14 protein-coding genes and 1 tRNA gene are annotated in these 17,169 nt (G+C 39.6%); 1 reads left to right on the top strand and 14 read right to left on the bottom strand.

Annotation, left to right across the window (positions count from 1 at the left end; translation table 11 throughout):
- Window positions 1-45: 45 nt before the first annotated feature.
- The 10 genes from AC4J95_RS10495 to glgB all read right to left on the bottom strand — a co-directional run bounded on the left by AC4J95_RS10495 (window position 46) and on the right by glgB (window position 12,227).
- Entirely contained in the window at window positions 46-870 is an 825-nt protein-coding gene (locus tag AC4J95_RS10495) for a helix-turn-helix domain-containing protein (protein ID WP_316401648.1), read from the bottom strand.
- A gap of 229 nt (window positions 871-1,099) precedes the next feature.
- Window positions 1,100-1,183: transfer RNA gene (locus tag AC4J95_RS10490), tRNA-Leu, on the bottom strand.
- A 47-nt stretch (window positions 1,184-1,230) separates the two neighbouring features.
- The gene (gene ykzS / locus AC4J95_RS10485; protein WP_494549844.1) at window positions 1,231-1,416 is read right to left on the bottom strand and encodes a protein YkzS; all 186 of its coding nucleotides are present in this window, start codon (window positions 1,414-1,416) and stop codon (window positions 1,231-1,233) included.
- Window positions 1,417-1,478: 62 nt separating this feature from the next.
- Window positions 1,479-2,084, bottom strand: coding sequence for a hypothetical protein (locus AC4J95_RS10480; protein WP_494549843.1), 606 nt, complete (start codon window positions 2,082-2,084; stop codon window positions 1,479-1,481).
- Between the two features lie 102 nt (window positions 2,085-2,186).
- Window positions 2,187-4,019, bottom strand: a complete 1,833-nt coding sequence (locus tag AC4J95_RS10475; protein ID WP_494549842.1) for a glycoside hydrolase family 13 protein — start codon at window positions 4,017-4,019, stop codon at window positions 2,187-2,189.
- The gene (locus AC4J95_RS10470) at window positions 4,000-6,438 is read right to left on the bottom strand and encodes a glycogen/starch/alpha-glucan phosphorylase (RefSeq protein WP_316401652.1); all 2,439 of its coding nucleotides are present in this window, start codon (window positions 6,436-6,438) and stop codon (window positions 4,000-4,002) included. The genes AC4J95_RS10475 and AC4J95_RS10470 overlap by 20 nt, the downstream gene beginning before the upstream one ends.
- 138 nt (window positions 6,439-6,576) lie before the next feature.
- The gene (gene glgA / locus AC4J95_RS10465; protein WP_494549841.1) at window positions 6,577-8,004 is read right to left on the bottom strand and encodes a glycogen synthase GlgA; all 1,428 of its coding nucleotides are present in this window, start codon (window positions 8,002-8,004) and stop codon (window positions 6,577-6,579) included.
- A 2-nt stretch (window positions 8,005-8,006) separates the two neighbouring features.
- A complete protein-coding gene (gene glgD, locus AC4J95_RS10460; RefSeq protein ID WP_494549840.1) occupies window positions 8,007-9,155 on the bottom strand; it encodes a glucose-1-phosphate adenylyltransferase subunit GlgD in 1,149 nt (382 codons plus the stop codon).
- Window positions 9,142-10,287, bottom strand: coding sequence for a glucose-1-phosphate adenylyltransferase (locus tag AC4J95_RS10455; protein ID WP_410470510.1), 1,146 nt, complete (start codon window positions 10,285-10,287; stop codon window positions 9,142-9,144). Before AC4J95_RS10455 ends, glgD begins: the two co-directional genes overlap by 14 nt.
- Before the next feature lie 38 nt (window positions 10,288-10,325).
- Entirely contained in the window at window positions 10,326-12,227 is a 1,902-nt protein-coding gene (gene glgB, locus AC4J95_RS10450; RefSeq protein WP_494549839.1) for a 1,4-alpha-glucan branching protein GlgB, read from the bottom strand.
- A gap of 424 nt (window positions 12,228-12,651) precedes the next feature.
- Here glgB and AC4J95_RS10445 point away from each other — a divergent pair, with 424 nt between their 5' ends.
- On the top strand, window positions 12,652-13,206 hold the full coding sequence (locus AC4J95_RS10445; RefSeq protein ID WP_316401657.1) for a DUF2179 domain-containing protein: 555 nt from the start codon (window positions 12,652-12,654) through the stop codon (window positions 13,204-13,206).
- A 2-nt stretch (window positions 13,207-13,208) separates the two neighbouring features.
- Here the strand turns inward: AC4J95_RS10445 and AC4J95_RS10440 are convergent, their stop codons facing one another.
- From AC4J95_RS10440 to pflA, 4 genes are all read right to left on the bottom strand, one after another.
- Complete coding sequence (locus AC4J95_RS10440; protein WP_316401658.1) at window positions 13,209-14,072, bottom strand: alpha/beta hydrolase; 864 nt, start codon at window positions 14,070-14,072, stop codon at window positions 13,209-13,211.
- A gap of 3 nt (window positions 14,073-14,075) precedes the next feature.
- Window positions 14,076-14,876 carry a DUF1803 domain-containing protein gene (locus AC4J95_RS10435; RefSeq protein ID WP_494549838.1) on the bottom strand — a complete coding sequence of 267 codons (801 nt, stop codon included), beginning with the start codon at window positions 14,874-14,876 and terminating at the stop codon, window positions 14,076-14,078.
- A gap of 136 nt (window positions 14,877-15,012) precedes the next feature.
- Entirely contained in the window at window positions 15,013-15,942 is a 930-nt protein-coding gene (locus tag AC4J95_RS10430) for a manganese-dependent inorganic pyrophosphatase (protein WP_494549837.1), read from the bottom strand.
- Window positions 15,943-16,084: 142 nt separating this feature from the next.
- Complete coding sequence (pflA, locus tag AC4J95_RS10425) at window positions 16,085-16,870, bottom strand: pyruvate formate-lyase-activating protein (protein WP_316401661.1); 786 nt, start codon at window positions 16,868-16,870, stop codon at window positions 16,085-16,087.
- Window positions 16,871-17,169 lie beyond the last annotated feature (299 nt).

The raw sequence follows: 17,169 nt of genomic DNA, 5'->3' as shown, positions 1-17,169 counted from the left end.
AAGTTACTCCTGAATCAGTTATAAGTCAAGAATGGTCTACACCATTTACAAATCTTTTATTTTTTCTAGTGCGCGCAGCATTTTTCGATAATGGATCACTGAATGAAGCTCGTCCCTAGCTTCCAGCATCAAAATTTTCAACTCCAAAAGTTCCTTCAGTTTGTAATAGCTGCATTGCTCACGGTTCCACTTCAATCCCATATTAACAACCTTCTCAGCTAAATCAAGGCGATCCTGCTTCACTAAAAAAGTGCCATAATTGACAAAAAGATTGCTGATCTCGCTGCGTTCTGAATAATCAGCCATCATTGTTTTAAATAGTTCAAAGCTTTGATTATAGTAACTATGAGCTTCGTTGACTTTTCCCAAGACGGAATTCATTTTACCCGCAAAATTTAACAGCAAGATTCGGCTGTCAAAGTAGCCATCATACTTCTTCGATACACAGATCGAAAGCCCCTGACTAATTTGCTCCAAAGCTGCTTCAGGATTTTCATCAATAAAGTAGGCGCAGACGCCCTTGAAAAAACAAGCTAGTTGTCGGTCTTTGTCTAGGTGAGTGATTTGCCGCTCATCTAAATAATCTAAGGTTGTACGGATTTCTAAATATTTACCAGTGCGAAGATACATAAACATTTTATTAAAATATTTTCGTAAGAACAGTTCCTCAGGCAAAAAATCGAGCATCAACTGATCTATCGTGATTCCTAATCGGTGACACAGCTGTTGAATCACAAAAATATTGGGAATCTCTTCGTTATTTTCGATCCGACTTAGAACACTTTGGGAACAGATCCCTTGAGAAAGATCTTTTTGCGTCATACCATGCTCTTTTCTGAACTCTTTTAAGACTTGACCGATCGCTTCCATTACCGATTCCTCCAAAATATGCGTATTCACATTTTACTAGTTCAATTTTATCTGATGACCGATTGACAAGCAACTCCTGTGTTCGAAATAAGCAAAAGAATTGAATTCAAATGATTAGAAGAAGAAAGAAATGGATTTTGAATACTTTTTTTATTTTGAAAACTCGTTTCTGGATAAAACAAAAAAGCAGCAAACACTGATTTCTCAATGCTTGCTGCTTCTTTACGGATGCGGCGAATGGGACTTGAACCCACACGGGATCGCTCCCACATGATCCTTAGTCATGCTTGTCTGCCAATTCCAACACCGCCGCAGAATCCTTTTCCATAATAGCCGAGTTACCATGAAAAAGTCAATAGTTTATACGATCGTTGTATCGTAAACATAGGTAACATTTCCCTTTAGACCGGCTATACCGCGGAAATATTTCTTATCTTCTTGTTTAACCCAAGCCTCACGGAATAGAAAGAAATCATCTCTAGACACTTCAAACTGATCGATTTCTCCTGCTCGCAATTGACGGATCTTTTCTTCAAAGGGATTCATTGTGTTTTCTCTCTCCAATCATCGTAAAAACAACAGAAGAATGCCCTAGAGCATCTTCTGTCTTAATCATGAAAATATTTGCTGTTTTCAATCTGCGAATTGTCCTCCTGCATAATTCCTCGCAGTGAACGATCTAAACGCTGACGTGAATTCTTACGTTCGATCACAGGCTGCTTCTCCTCGTTCTCAGGAGCAAATAGAATGTAGGACTGCCGGGACTTTTCCATACGCTGCATCAATTCTCTTGGTGACACAGCATCAGCTGGCTCATCAGGAATCAATGAAGAAGGAACATATTTAGGAGCGAAAGGCGTTGCACTGCGCCCATTTCTTGAACTACGTGTATTAAAGGTTGTTTTTGCAGGTTCCTTCGGCTTCTTTTCTTCAAAAAGATTGACTTTTTTTGCTTCCTTGTGTTCATGATACATTGGTAGATTGGCTCTATGATGATCCAATTCTCTACGTGGTTCATCATCTAGATTGACACGTCTAGTACGTTTGTTTTTCGGCAATTGGCGTTCAAAAATATCTTTAGCCTCAAGGCGATAGCTCGTAATCAAATCATCTTGTCCATCAAACAGGACGCGTTGATTTGTTTGTATTATTTTCACTCCCGCTTCATCATCGAAAGCAGGAAAGCGGCACTTCTTTCTGCTGTACGTTTGCATAAAACCATCCTTATTGTTCTGATATAGCATAGTTTAGCATAAATGCTTAGAAAATGCTTTTTAAAATCTCAAAGATTCAGACAAATAGATGAAAGCTATAGCCTATTCTGAATCGTGCATGAATAAGCTTCCTTTTGGAGCTATAACTTCCCCTTCTAAAATACGATCCAATACTGCGTATTCGCCGCGATAGGCGCGCGGACTAGATAACTCACCAATGTTGAGACTTTGCTCTTGATCAGACAAATTAATCGCATAAATCACGTAAGCATTCCCAGAATAACGAATGATCCCGAAAATTTGCTGTGTTTGTGAATAGAATGGGAAAAAGTGTCCATTTTTTAGAACATCATATCTTTTTCTTCTGTCCACCCATTTTTGGCAGTTGGCAAACAAGCGCGGGTCAATCGACTTCCATGGAAAAAATTTTCGATTATCTGGATCTTTCCCACCAGTCAGTCCGGCTTCATCCCCGTAATAAACACAAGGGATTCCCGGCATCATAAACATCAGGCCCCAAGCCTGATCCAATGCCTCGATAGACCCATCCAGCATAGTCAAGATACGCTCGGTGTCATGAGTGCCGATATTATTCAGCTGATTGTAGTAAAAGTCTGCTGGATAATTCTCTTGATATCGAATCATCTCTTCACAGATTTCCTTTAATGAGCGAGAATGATTCAATAAATCTAGGATCTGCTGGCGCAGTGGATAATTCATTACCCCCTGCAGATGATCCCCGAAAACATATTTGCGACGCGTATCATAAGCGATCTTATTTGAGGCATCCTCCCAAACTTCACCGATCAGGATCTTTTCTTGATAAGACAAAAGATTTTTCCGAATGCCTGCAATAAAGTCATCGGTTAATTCATCAGCGACATCTAAACGCCAACCGTCAACACCCATCTCCGTCCATTTCGACAAGACACTGTCTAAATCTCCGTATATGAACTCTTGGAAACAAGGATTCTCTTTTCTAACTTCTGGAAGATCCGCGACACCCCACCATGATTTGTAGTCATCGGGATAATGATTGAAGGTGAACCATTCACGATACTCACTTTGTGGATCGCGTGCAGCTCCGACATCATTTCCATAAAGACCGGAGATGTTGAAATAGCGGCTGTCCTTACCAACGTGAGAAAAGACTCCGTCCAATACTACAGCGATCCCCGCCATATGCAAAGCAGAAATCAGATTTCGAAAATCTTCTTCCGTCCCGAGCACACCATCGACTTTGAAATAATCATTGGTATCATAGCGATGATTCGAACTGGCTTCAAAAATCGGATTCAAGTACAACGCAGTGATGCCTAGTTCTTGCAAATAAGGAATCTTTTCCTGAATCCCTTTGAAATTTCCGCCAAAAAAGTCCCAGCGTACGATTTCATTTTCCTTATTCTTAATATAGAAAGGTTCATCCTCTTCCGTCGCATAAATGAAGGAATTCTTTTTTGGCTGATTGATGACCCGGTCAGGATTTCCATTGGCAAAACGATCTGGAAAAATCTGATAGAAGACAGCATCGCGGTACCATTTCGGTGCGATCTCTGGTTTTTGATAACAGGTCAACTGATAAGGAACGACTTCTCGTTCAGACCCATAGATACGTCCTTCGCCGCCCTGACCGTTAAAGCCATAATATTGAATGGTTTCATAGCCCTCCGACTCATGGACGATTTTAAAGTAGTAAAAGTAGAGACCCCAGCCCTGATCCATGATCGTCTGAAAATGAAAACGATCCTCTGAAGCAGGCTCCATCATAAATATTTTCTGCCCGACGGAGCTCCCCTCTTTGCGCACGATTAAATAAACCTTTGTATTCTGCTGTTCAGGAACGGATAGCCAGATTTTGACTATCGTCCCTTCTTGAACAGCACCAAATGGTTGTTTAAATCTTTCTAACCAAGGATTAAAGTAGATATGAGTCATGTTGTGTCACACCTCGATCGTCTTCATGAGCGAAGACAGGTTCTATTTGCCAAATATCATCTGCGTAACGCTGCACAGTGTTGTCTGAGGAGAAACGACCAGCATTTGCGATATTACGCAAACTGATTTGACGCCAACGACGTTTGTCTTGATAAGCCTGATCAACCGACTGTTGAGCTAAGCAGTAGTCTTCAAAGTCCCTCAGAACGAAGAACTCATCATTGTATTTGATCAATGAGTCAAAGATTTCCTGACCCTCAGCAATAATGTTCGGGATCGTTCCGTCTATCAAAGTTTTTACTACCTTGTGGATGACAGCATCATCTCGATAGATATCCGCTGATGAGTAATTTCTATTCTCATAGTATTGATAAACTTCTGACTCAGTTAATCCAAAAATCGCAATGTTATCATCGCCGACCGCATCGCGGATCTCAACATTTGCCCCATCTAAGGTCGCGATCGTCACAGCACCGTTTAACATCAGCTTCATATTTGAGGTACCTGAAGCTTCTTTAGATGCCAATGATATTTGCTCACTGACATCAGCTGCGGGAATGATCCGTTCAGCTAAGCTGACATTATAGTTTGCCAAGAAGACGATCTTCAATTTGTCATTGATCGATGAGTCTTGATTGATTAGACTTGCCGTCTCATTGATTACCTTGATGATCGATTTGGCATAATGATAGCTAGGTGCAGCTTTTGCCCCAAAAATAAAGACACGCGGTTCGATCGGCAGCTCCGGATTTTCTTTTAGATCTAGATACAATTTGATAATATGCAAAAGATTCAGCAATTGACGTTTATAGGCATGCAGACGCTTGATTTGTACATCAAAAATCGCATGAGGATTCACTTCGATCCCACAATGCTTTTGAATATAATCAGCTAAACGTTTTTTATTGATCAATTTCGCTTCGGCTAGGGCATTAAGGACTGTATCGTCATCTTCGTAATTCAACAATAGACGTAAATCACTAGGTTTTTTGCGCCAAGAATCACCGATCGTGTCATCCAGTAAAGTGCTCAAAGCCGGATTCGCCAACTGGGTCCAACGTCGCATCGCAATCCCATTTGTTTTGTTGTTGAAGCGAGCAGGATAAAGCACATAGAAATCATGAAGAACTACTGATTTTAGTAAATCTGAATGAAGTTTCGCCACCCCATTTGTTGAGTGAGAACCAATGATCGCCAAATGGGCCATATGAACCTGATCGCCTTGAATGATTCTTGTTCGTTGGATCAGATCAAAATTATGAACCCCAGTCATCTCCTCAACAAAACGGCGGTCAATTTCTTCAATAATTTGATAGATTCTTGGACAAACACTTTTCATCATGTTGATTGACCATTTTTCTAGAGCCTCTGCCATGATAGTATGATTCGTGTAACTCATAACCTCCTGGGTGACATTCCACGCACGTTCCCAGCTCATTTTTTCTTCATCTACTAAGAGACGCATAAACTCAGCAACACACATCGCAGGATGCGTATCATTGATATGGATTGCGATATATTGGTTAATCACATCCATTGGTTTTTTTAATTGCTTATAATAGCGTAAAATACTTTGGACCCCTGCTGATACAAAGAAGTATTCCTGTGAAAGTCTTAGCTTTCTGCCGGCTTCGCTGGAATCATCCGGATAAAGCACGGAAGTCAGATCCTCCACGGCACGTCGATCGCTGATACTGCGGTAGCGATCCTCTTCTTCTGGCGGAATCTCTACAGACCATAAACGCATTGTATTCACGACACCATTTTGGTAACCCACCATTCCGGTATCGTACGGTACCGCACGGACCATCATTCCTCCTGAATATGTAGGTGTCAAGTTACCAAAGCCATCATGGCTCATATAGACATCCCCGCCGATACGAACATCCACGGCTTTGCTTTCCTTGCGGACCTCCCAAAGATTTCCTTTTTGTAGCCACTCATCAGGCAGCTCTACTTGATAATTATCAACAAAACGTTGTTTGAAAAGACCATATTCGTATCGAATCCCGTTCCCGTTACCCGGTAATCCAGTAGAAGCGATCGAATCCATGAAGCAGGATGCCAAACGGCCTAATCCGCCGTTACCCAGAGCCATATCTGGTTCGACTTCTGCTAAGTCATCGATATTAATGCCTAATTCTGCCAATCCTTCTGTGACCATCTCTAAACTACCCATGTTTAAAAGATTACTCTTCAACAATTTCCCAGGTAAAAATTCGATAGAGAAATAATAGGTTTGCTTTTGTTCTGCTTCCCGATAATCCTTCCATGTCTGCTGCCAATTTTGAGAATATGCGGAAGTCATCAATGATCCCAACGTTTGATATAATTCGTTCGGGGAAGCATCAGAAACTTCCATTGCAAATTTTTCAGCCAAACGACGACTGAAAGATTGTTTAAATTCTGTCTTATTCATTTTTTCATCTCCAACCTGCACTTTTTAATAAAATTATGAGTAACGCTTAATACATATATAGTACCTTATTCTGAGAAAATAGTGATAAAAAAAGCCAAAATCCATCGCCGAAAGGCATAGATTCTGGCTTTTTGAATCCTACAGTTGTTTATATAGCTCTAAATATTGCTCACTTGACTCATTCCAGCTAAAATCACGCGACATTGCTTCCAGCATCATACCCTGCCAAATATCCTGATGGTCTTGATATAACTCAATGGCTTGCTTCATAGCGTTCATCAAATAGAATGATTCATAAATATTGAAACCAAACCCAGTTCCTTCATTGGTAATCGGATTATACGGTTCAACAGTATCTTTCAATCCACCAATCTCATGTACGATCGGCAAGGTACCATAACGCATTGAAATCATCTGTGATAATCCGCATGGTTCAAAAGCTGAAGGCATTAGAAACATATCGGCTCCGGCATATACTTTTTGCGCCAAGGTCACATCAAAAGCAATATGAATACTTGCTTTATTCGGATATTTCCCACCGAAGTAATGGAATTGGTTCTCAAAGTTCGGATCGCCTGTTCCGATCAGTACCAATTGTACGTCAAACTGCATCAGATTTTCCATTTCCTGCAACAGCAGATGGAATCCTTTTTGATACGTCAAACGGCTGACAATCCCGATCACCGGAACTTCTGGTCGAACGGGCAGATCTAGACATTTTTGTAGTTGAACCTTATTCTCGATTTTTTTGTCCAAATGTTTTTGATCATAATTTTCAAAGAGAGCCGGATCCTTCGCTGGATCAAAAGCATCATAATCGATGCCATTCAATATCCCACGCAGCTTGCCGCTCTCCATCCGCAAGATAACATCTAAACCAGAACCAAACGCAGGTGTTTTGATTTCCTCTGCATATGAAGGACTGACCGTCGTTACACGATCCGCATAAAGAATCCCCGCCTTCATGAAGTTCACACAGTCATTAAAACGGATTGTTCCATCATCGTACCGCTCGCAGCCCATGCCAAATAAATCATATAAAACGGAACGATCGTATTGACCTTGGAATTCGATATTGTGGATTGTCAAAACAGTCTTAATTTTACTGAATTTTTGTATCCAACGATATTTTTCCTTCAATAGGAATGGAATGAAGGATGTATGATAATCATTCAAATGCATCACATCAGGGATAAAATCGATTTTTTCCATCAACTCAATGACTGCTTGCTGATAGAAAGCAAAACGTTCACCATCATCAAAGTATCCATATAATTCTGGACGATCGAAATAATAGAGACTATCTAGGAAATAGTAGTCAATCCCATTCATTTTAAGATATTTCACACCGCAAAACTGCTTGCGCCAGCCAACGTAAACTTCATATGAGAATAAATCTTCTAGTTGATCTTTGTAACGCTGCGGCATTTTCGGGAAAAATGGCAGTACAACTTTGATGTCTGTTCCCTTTTCCTTTAATGCTTTAGGCAAAGCACCCGCAACATCACCCAATCCTCCTGTTTTAAAAAAGGGTGCACATTCCGCTGCCACAAATAATGTCTTCACGTTTATTCCCCTCCGTAAACGTCACTTAATACATGCGTATTTTTCTTGATAACCACTGGTTGTTCAGCTGAGCCGATGACCTTTATACCTGGTTCAACTACGACATTCTTATCTAAGATCGCATGTTTGATATATGCTTTCTCATGAATACTACAGCTTGCCATGATGATTGAATCTTCAATCTCCGCATCTTTCTCAATCACGACGCTTCGAGCGATAAGTGAGCCGTGGACTTTACCATCCACCAGACAGCCGGTTGCAAACTGGCTGTTTTTCACTTCTGATGATGGAGAATAATAGGTTGCCACTTCATTTTTCAATTTCGTATAGATCTTTTGTTTAGAATACAGCAAAGAAGTGAATTTTTTCGGATCCAACATTGCCATGTTAGCATCATAATAAGATTTAATATCAAAAATGTTGCTTAAGAATCCAGTATATTCATAGGCATATGTCTTCACCTGTTCCATCGCCAAAGTTAGGAAATCGACTAGCGCTACTGGTCCACCAAGATTTTGTCCCTCTTGCAGAGCATTGATCAACCAGTCTGTTCGACATATAAAGATTTTCATTCCAAGATTTAACATCTCATCATCAGTTTTGTCTTCAAGGAAATTATGGTGACCTTTCACGATACCATGATCATCAGCTTTGATGATTTCATCTTGACGATAGATTTGATTTCTAGGCATTTTCTTATAGACCACAGTCATTGTACTATCACTTTGTTGATGGATTTTCAAGACTGCTTCCAGATCAATATTGCAAAGCATGCGATTTCCCATGAAAACAGTATATTCTGATTTTGATTTATTCAAGTAGTCGATCACAGATTCAAAATACGGACGACCTTCTGCTTTCTTTTTCAAGAAATCCTGATAAAAATGGATAAAATAGCGACTATCTACGCTATCCAAATGCCATTCGCGGCCTCCGCCGATATGGTCAAAAACCGATTTAGTCGTTCCTTGATTGAATACCATGTAAACAGACTTGATGTTGGCATTAATTGCATTCGATAGATTGAAGTCGATCAGACGATATTTACAATCAAAAGGCAATGTTGCCAAAGGTCTTTTTTCAGTTAAAGGTAACAATTCTGGACATTCATATACATTGCCCATAATGGCACACATTTTATTCGCTCTCACTTGTCAACACTCCAATCACTTCTGAATATCCCACAACTGCGATTTCTTCTGATCCATCGACAACAGCATCGTCGCCAATAATTGCATTTTCTCCGATGATCGCCTTCGTGATTTGTACATTCTTCCCAATCGTTGCACCTGGCATAATTACGCTGTCAACGACTTTCGCGCCCTCTTTTACTTGAACATCATCTGATAGAATACTATGTTCCACTTCACCAGCTACATAGCAGCCATCAACGACCAGTGAATTTTTCACGTCCGCATGCTCTGTTAAGAAATGTGGTGGTGAAATAGTATTTTTCGCTAATATACGCCAGTTTTTATCGCGAATGTTCAAGCTGTGTTCAGGATCGATGAACTCCATGCTGGCTTCCCAGAGTGAATCAATCGTACCAACATCTTTCCAATAACCATCAAAACGATAAGCAAAAACATTCTCGCCGCTCTCTAAATAAGCTGGGATAACATGTTTTCCAAAGTCCAACATTTGATCATCTTTCTTATAGCTATTCAACAGCACACTGCGCAGGCGGCTCCAGTTAAAAATATAGATTCCCATTGATGCTAAATTGCTCTTTGGCACTTCAGGTTTTTCTTCAAATTCAATGATGCGATCATTTTCATCTGTGTTCATAATCCCAAAGCGGGAAGCTTCTTCAATCGGCACCTCGATGACCGCGACAGTCAGTGACGCGTTATTTGCTTTATGATCCTCCAACATTGCTTCGTAATCCATTTTATAGATGTGATCGCCAGATAGGACCAAAACATATTGCGGATCCATTTGATCAATGTAGTCCATGTTTTGATATATCGCATGAGCAGTTCCTTCGAACCACTTGCTGCCATCATTGCTCGAATAAGGCTGTAATATCGTTACACCGGAATTAAGACCATCGAAACCCCAACTCGATCCGTTTCCGATATGATTATTCAATGCCAACGGTTGATACTGCGTTACTACTCCAACATTGTTTATTCCAGAATTGATACAGTTGCTCAGTGTGAAATCAATAATTCGATAGCGACCGCCAAAAGGGACGGCAGGTTTTGCAATTTTTTGTGTTAGTTTGCCGAGACGAGAACCTTTCCCGCCGGCTAAAATCATTGCTAAAATTTCTGTTTTCATTTTAATTGATGAAGGACTTTCCTTCATCGACCTCCCCTCTATTTCTTACGTGTGTTGACTGACTCTGGTTTTATTACAATGGCACCTAAAGCTGGGACAGTGGTTTTGATCAACTGACCGTACTCTTTAAATTTGATTGGTTCACTTTGACAATCAGCATTGTGCTTCGTCCAAGTACCGCCAAACTCTTTCATTTCAGTATTCCAAACTTCCTTATATGATCCCGGATACGGAACACCAATATGGAAATCATGGCGTTCGACCGGTGTCATATTTAGAACAACGATTAAGAAATCTTTTTTCCGCTTCCCTTTTCGCATGAAAGTCAAGATCGATTCTTCTGTATTATCAGCATCAATAATTTCGATCGTATCGTAAGAATCTTCCAACTCCCATAAAGCAGGTTGGTTTTTATAGAAGTCGTTTAATTCAGACGTAAAATGCTGCATTGAAAGATTCAATGAATCATTCAAGTCGACCCATTCCAGCCCTTCATCAAACTTCCACTCTAAAAACTGCCCCCATTCACTACCCATAAACAGTAATTTTTTCCCAGGATGCATCATGAAATACGTGTATAAATTTCTTAGTTGTGAAAATTGTTTGTAGCGATCACCCCACATTTTATGCATTAAACTCTTCTTACCGTGAACGACTTCATCATGTGACAATGGCAAAATGAAATTTTCCTGCAACATATACATGAAAGAAAAAGTGATTAAATTGAAATTATCCTTCCGATACAACGGATCCATCTCGTAAAAACGTAAGACATCATTCATCCAACCCATGTTCCATTTAAAATCAAAACCTAACGAACCACTCTCGATCATACCGGTCACAGGAGTCTCAGACGAGCTTTCTTCTGCGATCATCAGTACATTTGGATGCGCCAACTTTATTACCGCGTTTAATTTTTGCAAGAAATAGTAGCCTTCAAAATTACGATTCCCGCCTTCATGGTTTGGTGTCCAAGGACCATCATCATAATCACGATAAATCATACTCGAAACAGCATCTACTCGTATCCCATCAATATGGAACATTTCGATCCAGAACATCGCGCTGGAAATCAAGAAGCTTTGGACCTGCGGCTTGCCCAAGTCAAAGTTAACAGAGCCCCAGCGATTATTCTTCGCCCGATCAGGATCTTCATATTCAAATTGCGGAGTGCCATCATAGTAAGGCAAGGTATCATCATTGATACAATAGTGACCAGGTACCCAATCCACGAACACTCCAATGTTGTTCATATGGCATGCTTCAACAAAATCTTGAAATTCTTCTGGTGTCCCATAATAAGAACTCAAAGCATAGTACCCAATTAACTGGTAACCCCATGAGCGTCCCAGTGGGTGTTCCATTAAAGGCATGAACTCCACATGGGTATAATTCATCTCAACAAGATAAGGAACTAATTCTTCCTTCAAATCAGCGAAACTATATGGTGTTCCATCCTCGTGATGCTTCCATGAACTGGCATGCATTTCATATATGTTCAATGGCCGTTTAAAACTATTCGAGCGCTTGTTACGGCCAATCCACAAACCATCTTTCCATTTCTTTTCAGGGAAAGTGTACAATTCCGCTGCATCGCCAGGCCTTTTTTCGAAACGTACAGCAAAAGGATCGATTTTTAATATTTCTCGGCCATTTGCTTGGCGAACTTTAAATTTGTATAGATCGCCTTCCTTAGGGTCTTCTGTATATACTTGCCAAATTCCGCTTGTATCATCTTTTTCCATCGCCAATTCCTGCCAGCCGTTAAAATCCCCGACTAAAAATACGGCGAGTGCGTTCGGGGCCCATACACGAAAAAAGTATCCGTCTTTCTCTCGGTGAGCGCCCAATAAGTGTTGTGCATAAAAATTTTCTCCAGACAAAAATGTTCTCTTAGCATCTTCCAATAACTTCATTTCATCTTGTTTATTATTTTTCATGAGAACCACCTTTTTAAACGAACGCTAAAGCGTCCTTAAATTGCATTTTAATGAGTAAAGTTTAATAATAAAAACAAACCTCGTTCTATTATAATAACAAAATCCTTTATTAAATAACGTATCAAGCGTTTTATATATTTTTCTTTACATTATTAAATGCCCCTACCTAACATTATATTATAATAAGATTTAAAATAGAAGGTAAATTTTTCAATTCTTTTAAAAAAATCCATTATTCGCCAATAAATAACAATAATTATTTGCTGTGACTGTTTTTCTGACAAAAAATAAAGAAATTCCTTTATTCTTCGTTCCTTCTGTTTGCCTTTTGCCAAAATTATCGTTAGGCTAGTGCTAATAGAACAAATCAAAGATGAAATAAATCAATAAAATATGAAACTATTTGGATCAAGGAGGTTTAATAATGGTCGACATCAAGATGCTAGCAATGATCTTTTTTATCAATTTTGCTTACGTTACATTGAATACACTTCGATTTATGCTAACAATGAAGGGATACCGGCTCTTAGCCCCTCTGATGAGCATGGTGGAAATTACCATTTATATCCTCGGGCTTTCGATGGTTTTAGATCGATTGGATAACCCTCTTAACCTTTTAACTTATGCGTTAGGATATGCAATCGGCGTCAGTGTTGGCATAAAAATAGAAGACAAACTGGCACTAGGCTATATCATGGTAACTGTTATATTACCGACGAATACCGACCAAGAGATCAGTCTACCTCGCATTTTGCGAGAACATGGTTACGGTGTCACGCAATCTTATGGCGAAGGCTTGGAGGGCGGACGAATGGTACTAGAGATTCTGTCCCCTCGCAAAACCGAACGGACACTGTACACGTTGATTAAGGAAGTTGAAGAGCGCGCCTTTATTATCTCCTACGAACCAAAATACATTTCCGGGGGCTTTTGGACGAAAAAGGTCCGTAAACGCCAAAAAGACAGCCTGAGGCTTTAGCTTCAAGCTGTCTTTTTCCAAAGAAAATCGATTAGTTTTGTTTTAAGTTCAGTACTTTTAGTGATGGCTGAGTGCCCACCGCTCTTTTTGGTAACGATCAGCTCTTGGTAACTCTTAGCATGCTTTTGAAACAGTAAACGCAAAGCAAATGCGCTGTGGGTCGAAACAGACCCATCGCTTTCTGTGCCATCCTTCAAATCCCCAGCTACATCGAGAACTTGCAAATTCGGAGGCAGCTTCTCCATGGCATGATCAAAGTATTGATAGATCGGCGTTTCTCCACTTGGCCCTTTCTCAGTCAACTCATAAGCAAATATTTCTTCTGTGTCTTCAGCAATCTCAAGATCATTAAATGGCGCCGCAATCGTGACGAAACGCTCCGTTTGAGGCGTTCTGTCATCTGCGTATTCTAATAAATAGCGCAATGTCGAAACTCCGCCCATCGAATGACTAACTAAGTTGACTCGTGAAATTTTTTGCTGATATAAGTAGCGCATCACCTTATCGATCCAGCGGCTTTGAGTAATTTCATCAGCCACATCTTTTGCAAACAGAACCATAATCGTTGGATTATCACGATTGTTTTTCAGTTTTCCTTCTACTGTTAACTTGCCGTCCTCTTGAACGACGATCGTCATTTCCCGTTTAGCAACATTTTCTCTTTCTAACTGCCGCAAAAGCGGCCCAAAAGAGAAGGAGTTCCCTTCATATCCATGGATAAAGACCGTCGGAACATTAGAGTATTCGATGCCTTTTTGTTTCGCCAGCGTCCCTGGGCTGAAATAGCGAACTTTTGCATAATAGATGCCACCAAACACTAGCAAAAAACTAACGATCAAAATTATTGCCTTGATAATTCTTTGCATGATTCATGCCTTCTTCTTAATCAAATACGTAAAACTCTCGTGCTTATCTAATAAACGCTCTGCCAATTGTCTGGCAAAAAAGAATCGCGAATCACTGTCCAACTGCTGTGTCCAATCAAGGGATGGAACTTCCTCATAGACAGGAATCAGCATCTGCCATTCTGGTTGTGAGACGATCATTTCGCTCGCTAACAAACTCTTCAAAAAGATCGATTCCCTACGAGGCGCTCGACCAGACAAAACTCGATCAAATACGAGCTCTATTTGATTCATAAAAAATTCAGGATTTACGTCACCAATTAGTGTCGCTAATTCTGGAAATAGCGCTGGTTCATCTACATTGGAAAAATAATTAGGTAGTGTTGCTGTTAGATCACCACCTCGATTGATTGTCACAATTCGAAAATGCTTATTTTCTAGATGATTACGAAAGGCTAAAGGAAAATCAATTGCCATTGTTTTTTCTAACCTGTCGCTCCACGCTTCCTCACCTAACCAAACCAATAACTGTTCCGTAGTGTAATCAGCACTTGAGTCATGTAAAAAACACTCAACTTTTTCGATTGTAGGATTCACTTCTATAGTATTCAAACAAAACTGATAGCGGCGATTTTGACGCAAAAGAATCTGATGATCGACCAAAAAATCTAGGTTTTTATCTAAATGTTTCTGTTGAGGAAAAGCCTGTCGAATCTCACGCAGTATCACCGATTCATTTAACCCCTGAAAGTAACTCACTATTTCTTGAATCTCAGAACGATTTAAATTTTGTTGAATCTTTTTATCGCCTGTAATTATTTCCATGACAGCCTCTTTTCTCATTGGAAGTAGTAACCATAAAACTATCGTTACTTTCTAGCTATAGATATCCATCCGAATTATAATCCTATTTAAAAATTTCCACAAAAAAGTGGACTTCTGAAAGTCCACTTTTTTTAAATTATTTTTCAAAGGCTTCTGTTAATTGAGGAACGATTTGTTTTTTTCTAGAAACAACGCCTGGTAAGAATGCTCGGTCATTTTCAAGTTTTACTTTAAAGGCTTCTGTCACCATTTCTCTTGGTTCACCAGCTACTAACAATTCTGAATCAGAATCCAGTACGTTCGTTACCAATAGTAAGAATAAATCGTAGCCATTTTTCACGTTCTCAGCTAACATAGCGTCGCGCAAAGCTGCCTGTCGAGTAAATACTTCGTCTAAATCAACAGTATTTACTTGTGCGATACGAACAGTTTTGTCAGCCATCGGGAATGACTTCGCGTCTAAATCTAATAATTCAGCTTCAGATTTAGTCCCTAAGTTTGTTCCAGCTTTCAGCAGATCCAACCCATAGCTGTTTAAATCGACACTGGCGATTTCAGCTAGCTCATTCGCTGCATCAATATCCTCTTGTGTACATGTTGGTGATTTAAATAGTAAAGTATCAGAAACGATCGCTGAGAGCATCATACCTGCAATTTTTGCTGGAACTGCAACATTATTTTCTTTGTACAGCTTCAACACAATCGTTGATGTACAACCAACTGGTTCTGCACGATAATATAGTGGGTTCGCCGTTTGGAAATTTGCGATGCGGTGATGATCGACAACCGCTAAAATAGTTAAGTCTTCGATATCTGCCACGCTTTGTTGAAATTCATTGTGGTCGACTAACATCACATCATTTGTTTCAGCGGCGATTTTTTCCACCACACGTGGAGCTGCCAAACCGAAATGGTCTAATGCAAATTGTGTTTCTTCATTTGGTGTTCCAAGTGCTACTGCTTCCGCATCGACACCTAATTCTTTTTGCAAGTTCGCAAAAGCAATTGCTGCCCCGATTGCGTCAGTATCAGGATTTTGGTGTCCAAAAATTAAAACTTTTCCCATAGTTGAATCGCTCCTTTAAATAAGTTCTTCTTTATCATATCAAAAAAAAGCAAAAGAGCAACAACCTGCCACTTATTTTCAGACAGATTTAGTTATAATCAAATAAAGATCAAGCAGAAAAGTCTGCCTGATCCTTTTTGTCTTAGTTTTTGCGTTTCAAATAGCCCTTGTAATCTTCTGTGTGAAGCAATTTTTTTGCATTCTCCACACGATCATCTGTAGGTGGTTCAATTCCTTCTAAAGGATATTTCATTCCCATTTCTTCCCATTTATATTTGCCCATCGTATGATAAGGTAAAATTTCCACTTTATCAACGTTGTTCAAGCTTTTGATAAACGTATCCAAACGAATCAGAAATTCATCATAGTCGCTTCTGAACGGGACTAATACATGACGAATCCAAACAGGTTTATTGATATCTGAAAGGTATTTCGCCATTTCCAAAATGTTTTCGTTTCCTTGACCGGTCAATTCTTTATGTTTCTGATTGTCAATTTGTTTGATATCAAACAAAATCAAATCTGTATATTGCATCAATTCTTCAAATTTAGAGAAGAACGGCTCTTCAAAAGTGAAGGGTTTTCCGCAGCTATCTAAAGTCGTGTTGATTCCCATTGCTTTGGCTTTTTTAAACAGATCAATCAAGAAATCAATTTGCAACAATGGTTCACCGCCACTTACGGTAATACCGCCTTTTTTGCCCCAATAACTCTTATAGTTCAATGCTTCTTTTAAAATGTCATCCGCCGTCCGCTTTTTGGCTTTCGGATCATTGATTTTCCAAGTATCAGGATTATGGCAAAATTGACATCGCATCCGACATCCCTGCATAAATACAATAAAACGTACACCAGGTCCGTCTACAGATCCAAAACTTTCGATTGAATGGACATTTCCGACAATAGGTTGTTCAGCCACAGTAGACATAAACAGTCCCCCTCTAATATATGTAATTTTTTAAAGTGTTAATTTTCACTGTTCTATCGTTTCTCTAGTTCATATGAAAGAGCTAAGGAAATTAAAGCCAATTCATTATAACGAGTTTGATCCTCATCACGCATACCAACCTACTAACTTTGCTGAAGCAAAGAGTAAGACTGATAACTATCTCTAGGTAATGGAATCATTTTTCAAAACCACAAAGATGAGTTTATTTTCGAGCGTATACGATTTCTCTAACGCATTAAACATGTGAAGAGTAACTCGTAAAAGTAAGGCGAATAGAC

It is taken from the genome of Enterococcus sp. GPZ-007, from assembly GCF_059374735.1.
Note: the sequence above shows the minus strand (reverse complement) of the source record. Positions and strands in the feature narration are given on the sequence as shown.

Excerpts from the sequence above, each read along its gene's own strand:
- AC4J95_RS10495 (WP_316401648.1), bottom strand. The coding sequence starts at position 870 with ATGGAAGCGATCGGTCAAGTCTTAAAAGAGTTCAGAAAAGAGCATGGT.
- ykzS (WP_494549844.1), bottom strand. The coding sequence starts at position 1,416 with ATGAATCCCTTTGAAGAAAAGATCCGTCAATTGCGAGCAGGAGAAATC.
- AC4J95_RS10480 (WP_494549843.1), bottom strand. The coding sequence starts at position 2,084 with ATGCAAACGTACAGCAGAAAGAAGTGCCGCTTTCCTGCTTTCGATGAT.
- AC4J95_RS10475 (WP_494549842.1), bottom strand. The coding sequence starts at position 4,019 with ATGACTCATATCTACTTTAATCCTTGGTTAGAAAGATTTAAACAACCA.
- AC4J95_RS10470 (WP_316401652.1), bottom strand. The coding sequence starts at position 6,438 with ATGAATAAGACAGAATTTAAACAATCTTTCAGTCGTCGTTTGGCTGAA.
- AC4J95_RS10455 (WP_410470510.1), bottom strand. The coding sequence starts at position 10,287 with ATGAAAACAGAAATTTTAGCAATGATTTTAGCCGGCGGGAAAGGTTCT.
- glgB (WP_494549839.1), bottom strand. The coding sequence starts at position 12,227 with ATGAAAAATAATAAACAAGATGAAATGAAGTTATTGGAAGATGCTAAG.
- AC4J95_RS10445 (WP_316401657.1), top strand. The coding sequence starts at position 12,652 with ATGGTCGACATCAAGATGCTAGCAATGATCTTTTTTATCAATTTTGCT.
- AC4J95_RS10440 (WP_316401658.1), bottom strand. The coding sequence starts at position 14,072 with ATGCAAAGAATTATCAAGGCAATAATTTTGATCGTTAGTTTTTTGCTA.
- AC4J95_RS10435 (WP_494549838.1), bottom strand. The coding sequence starts at position 14,876 with ATGGAAATAATTACAGGCGATAAAAAGATTCAACAAAATTTAAATCGT.
- AC4J95_RS10430 (WP_494549837.1), bottom strand. The coding sequence starts at position 15,942 with ATGGGAAAAGTTTTAATTTTTGGACACCAAAATCCTGATACTGACGCA.
- pflA (WP_316401661.1), bottom strand. The coding sequence starts at position 16,870 with ATGTCTACTGTGGCTGAACAACCTATTGTCGGAAATGTCCATTCAATC.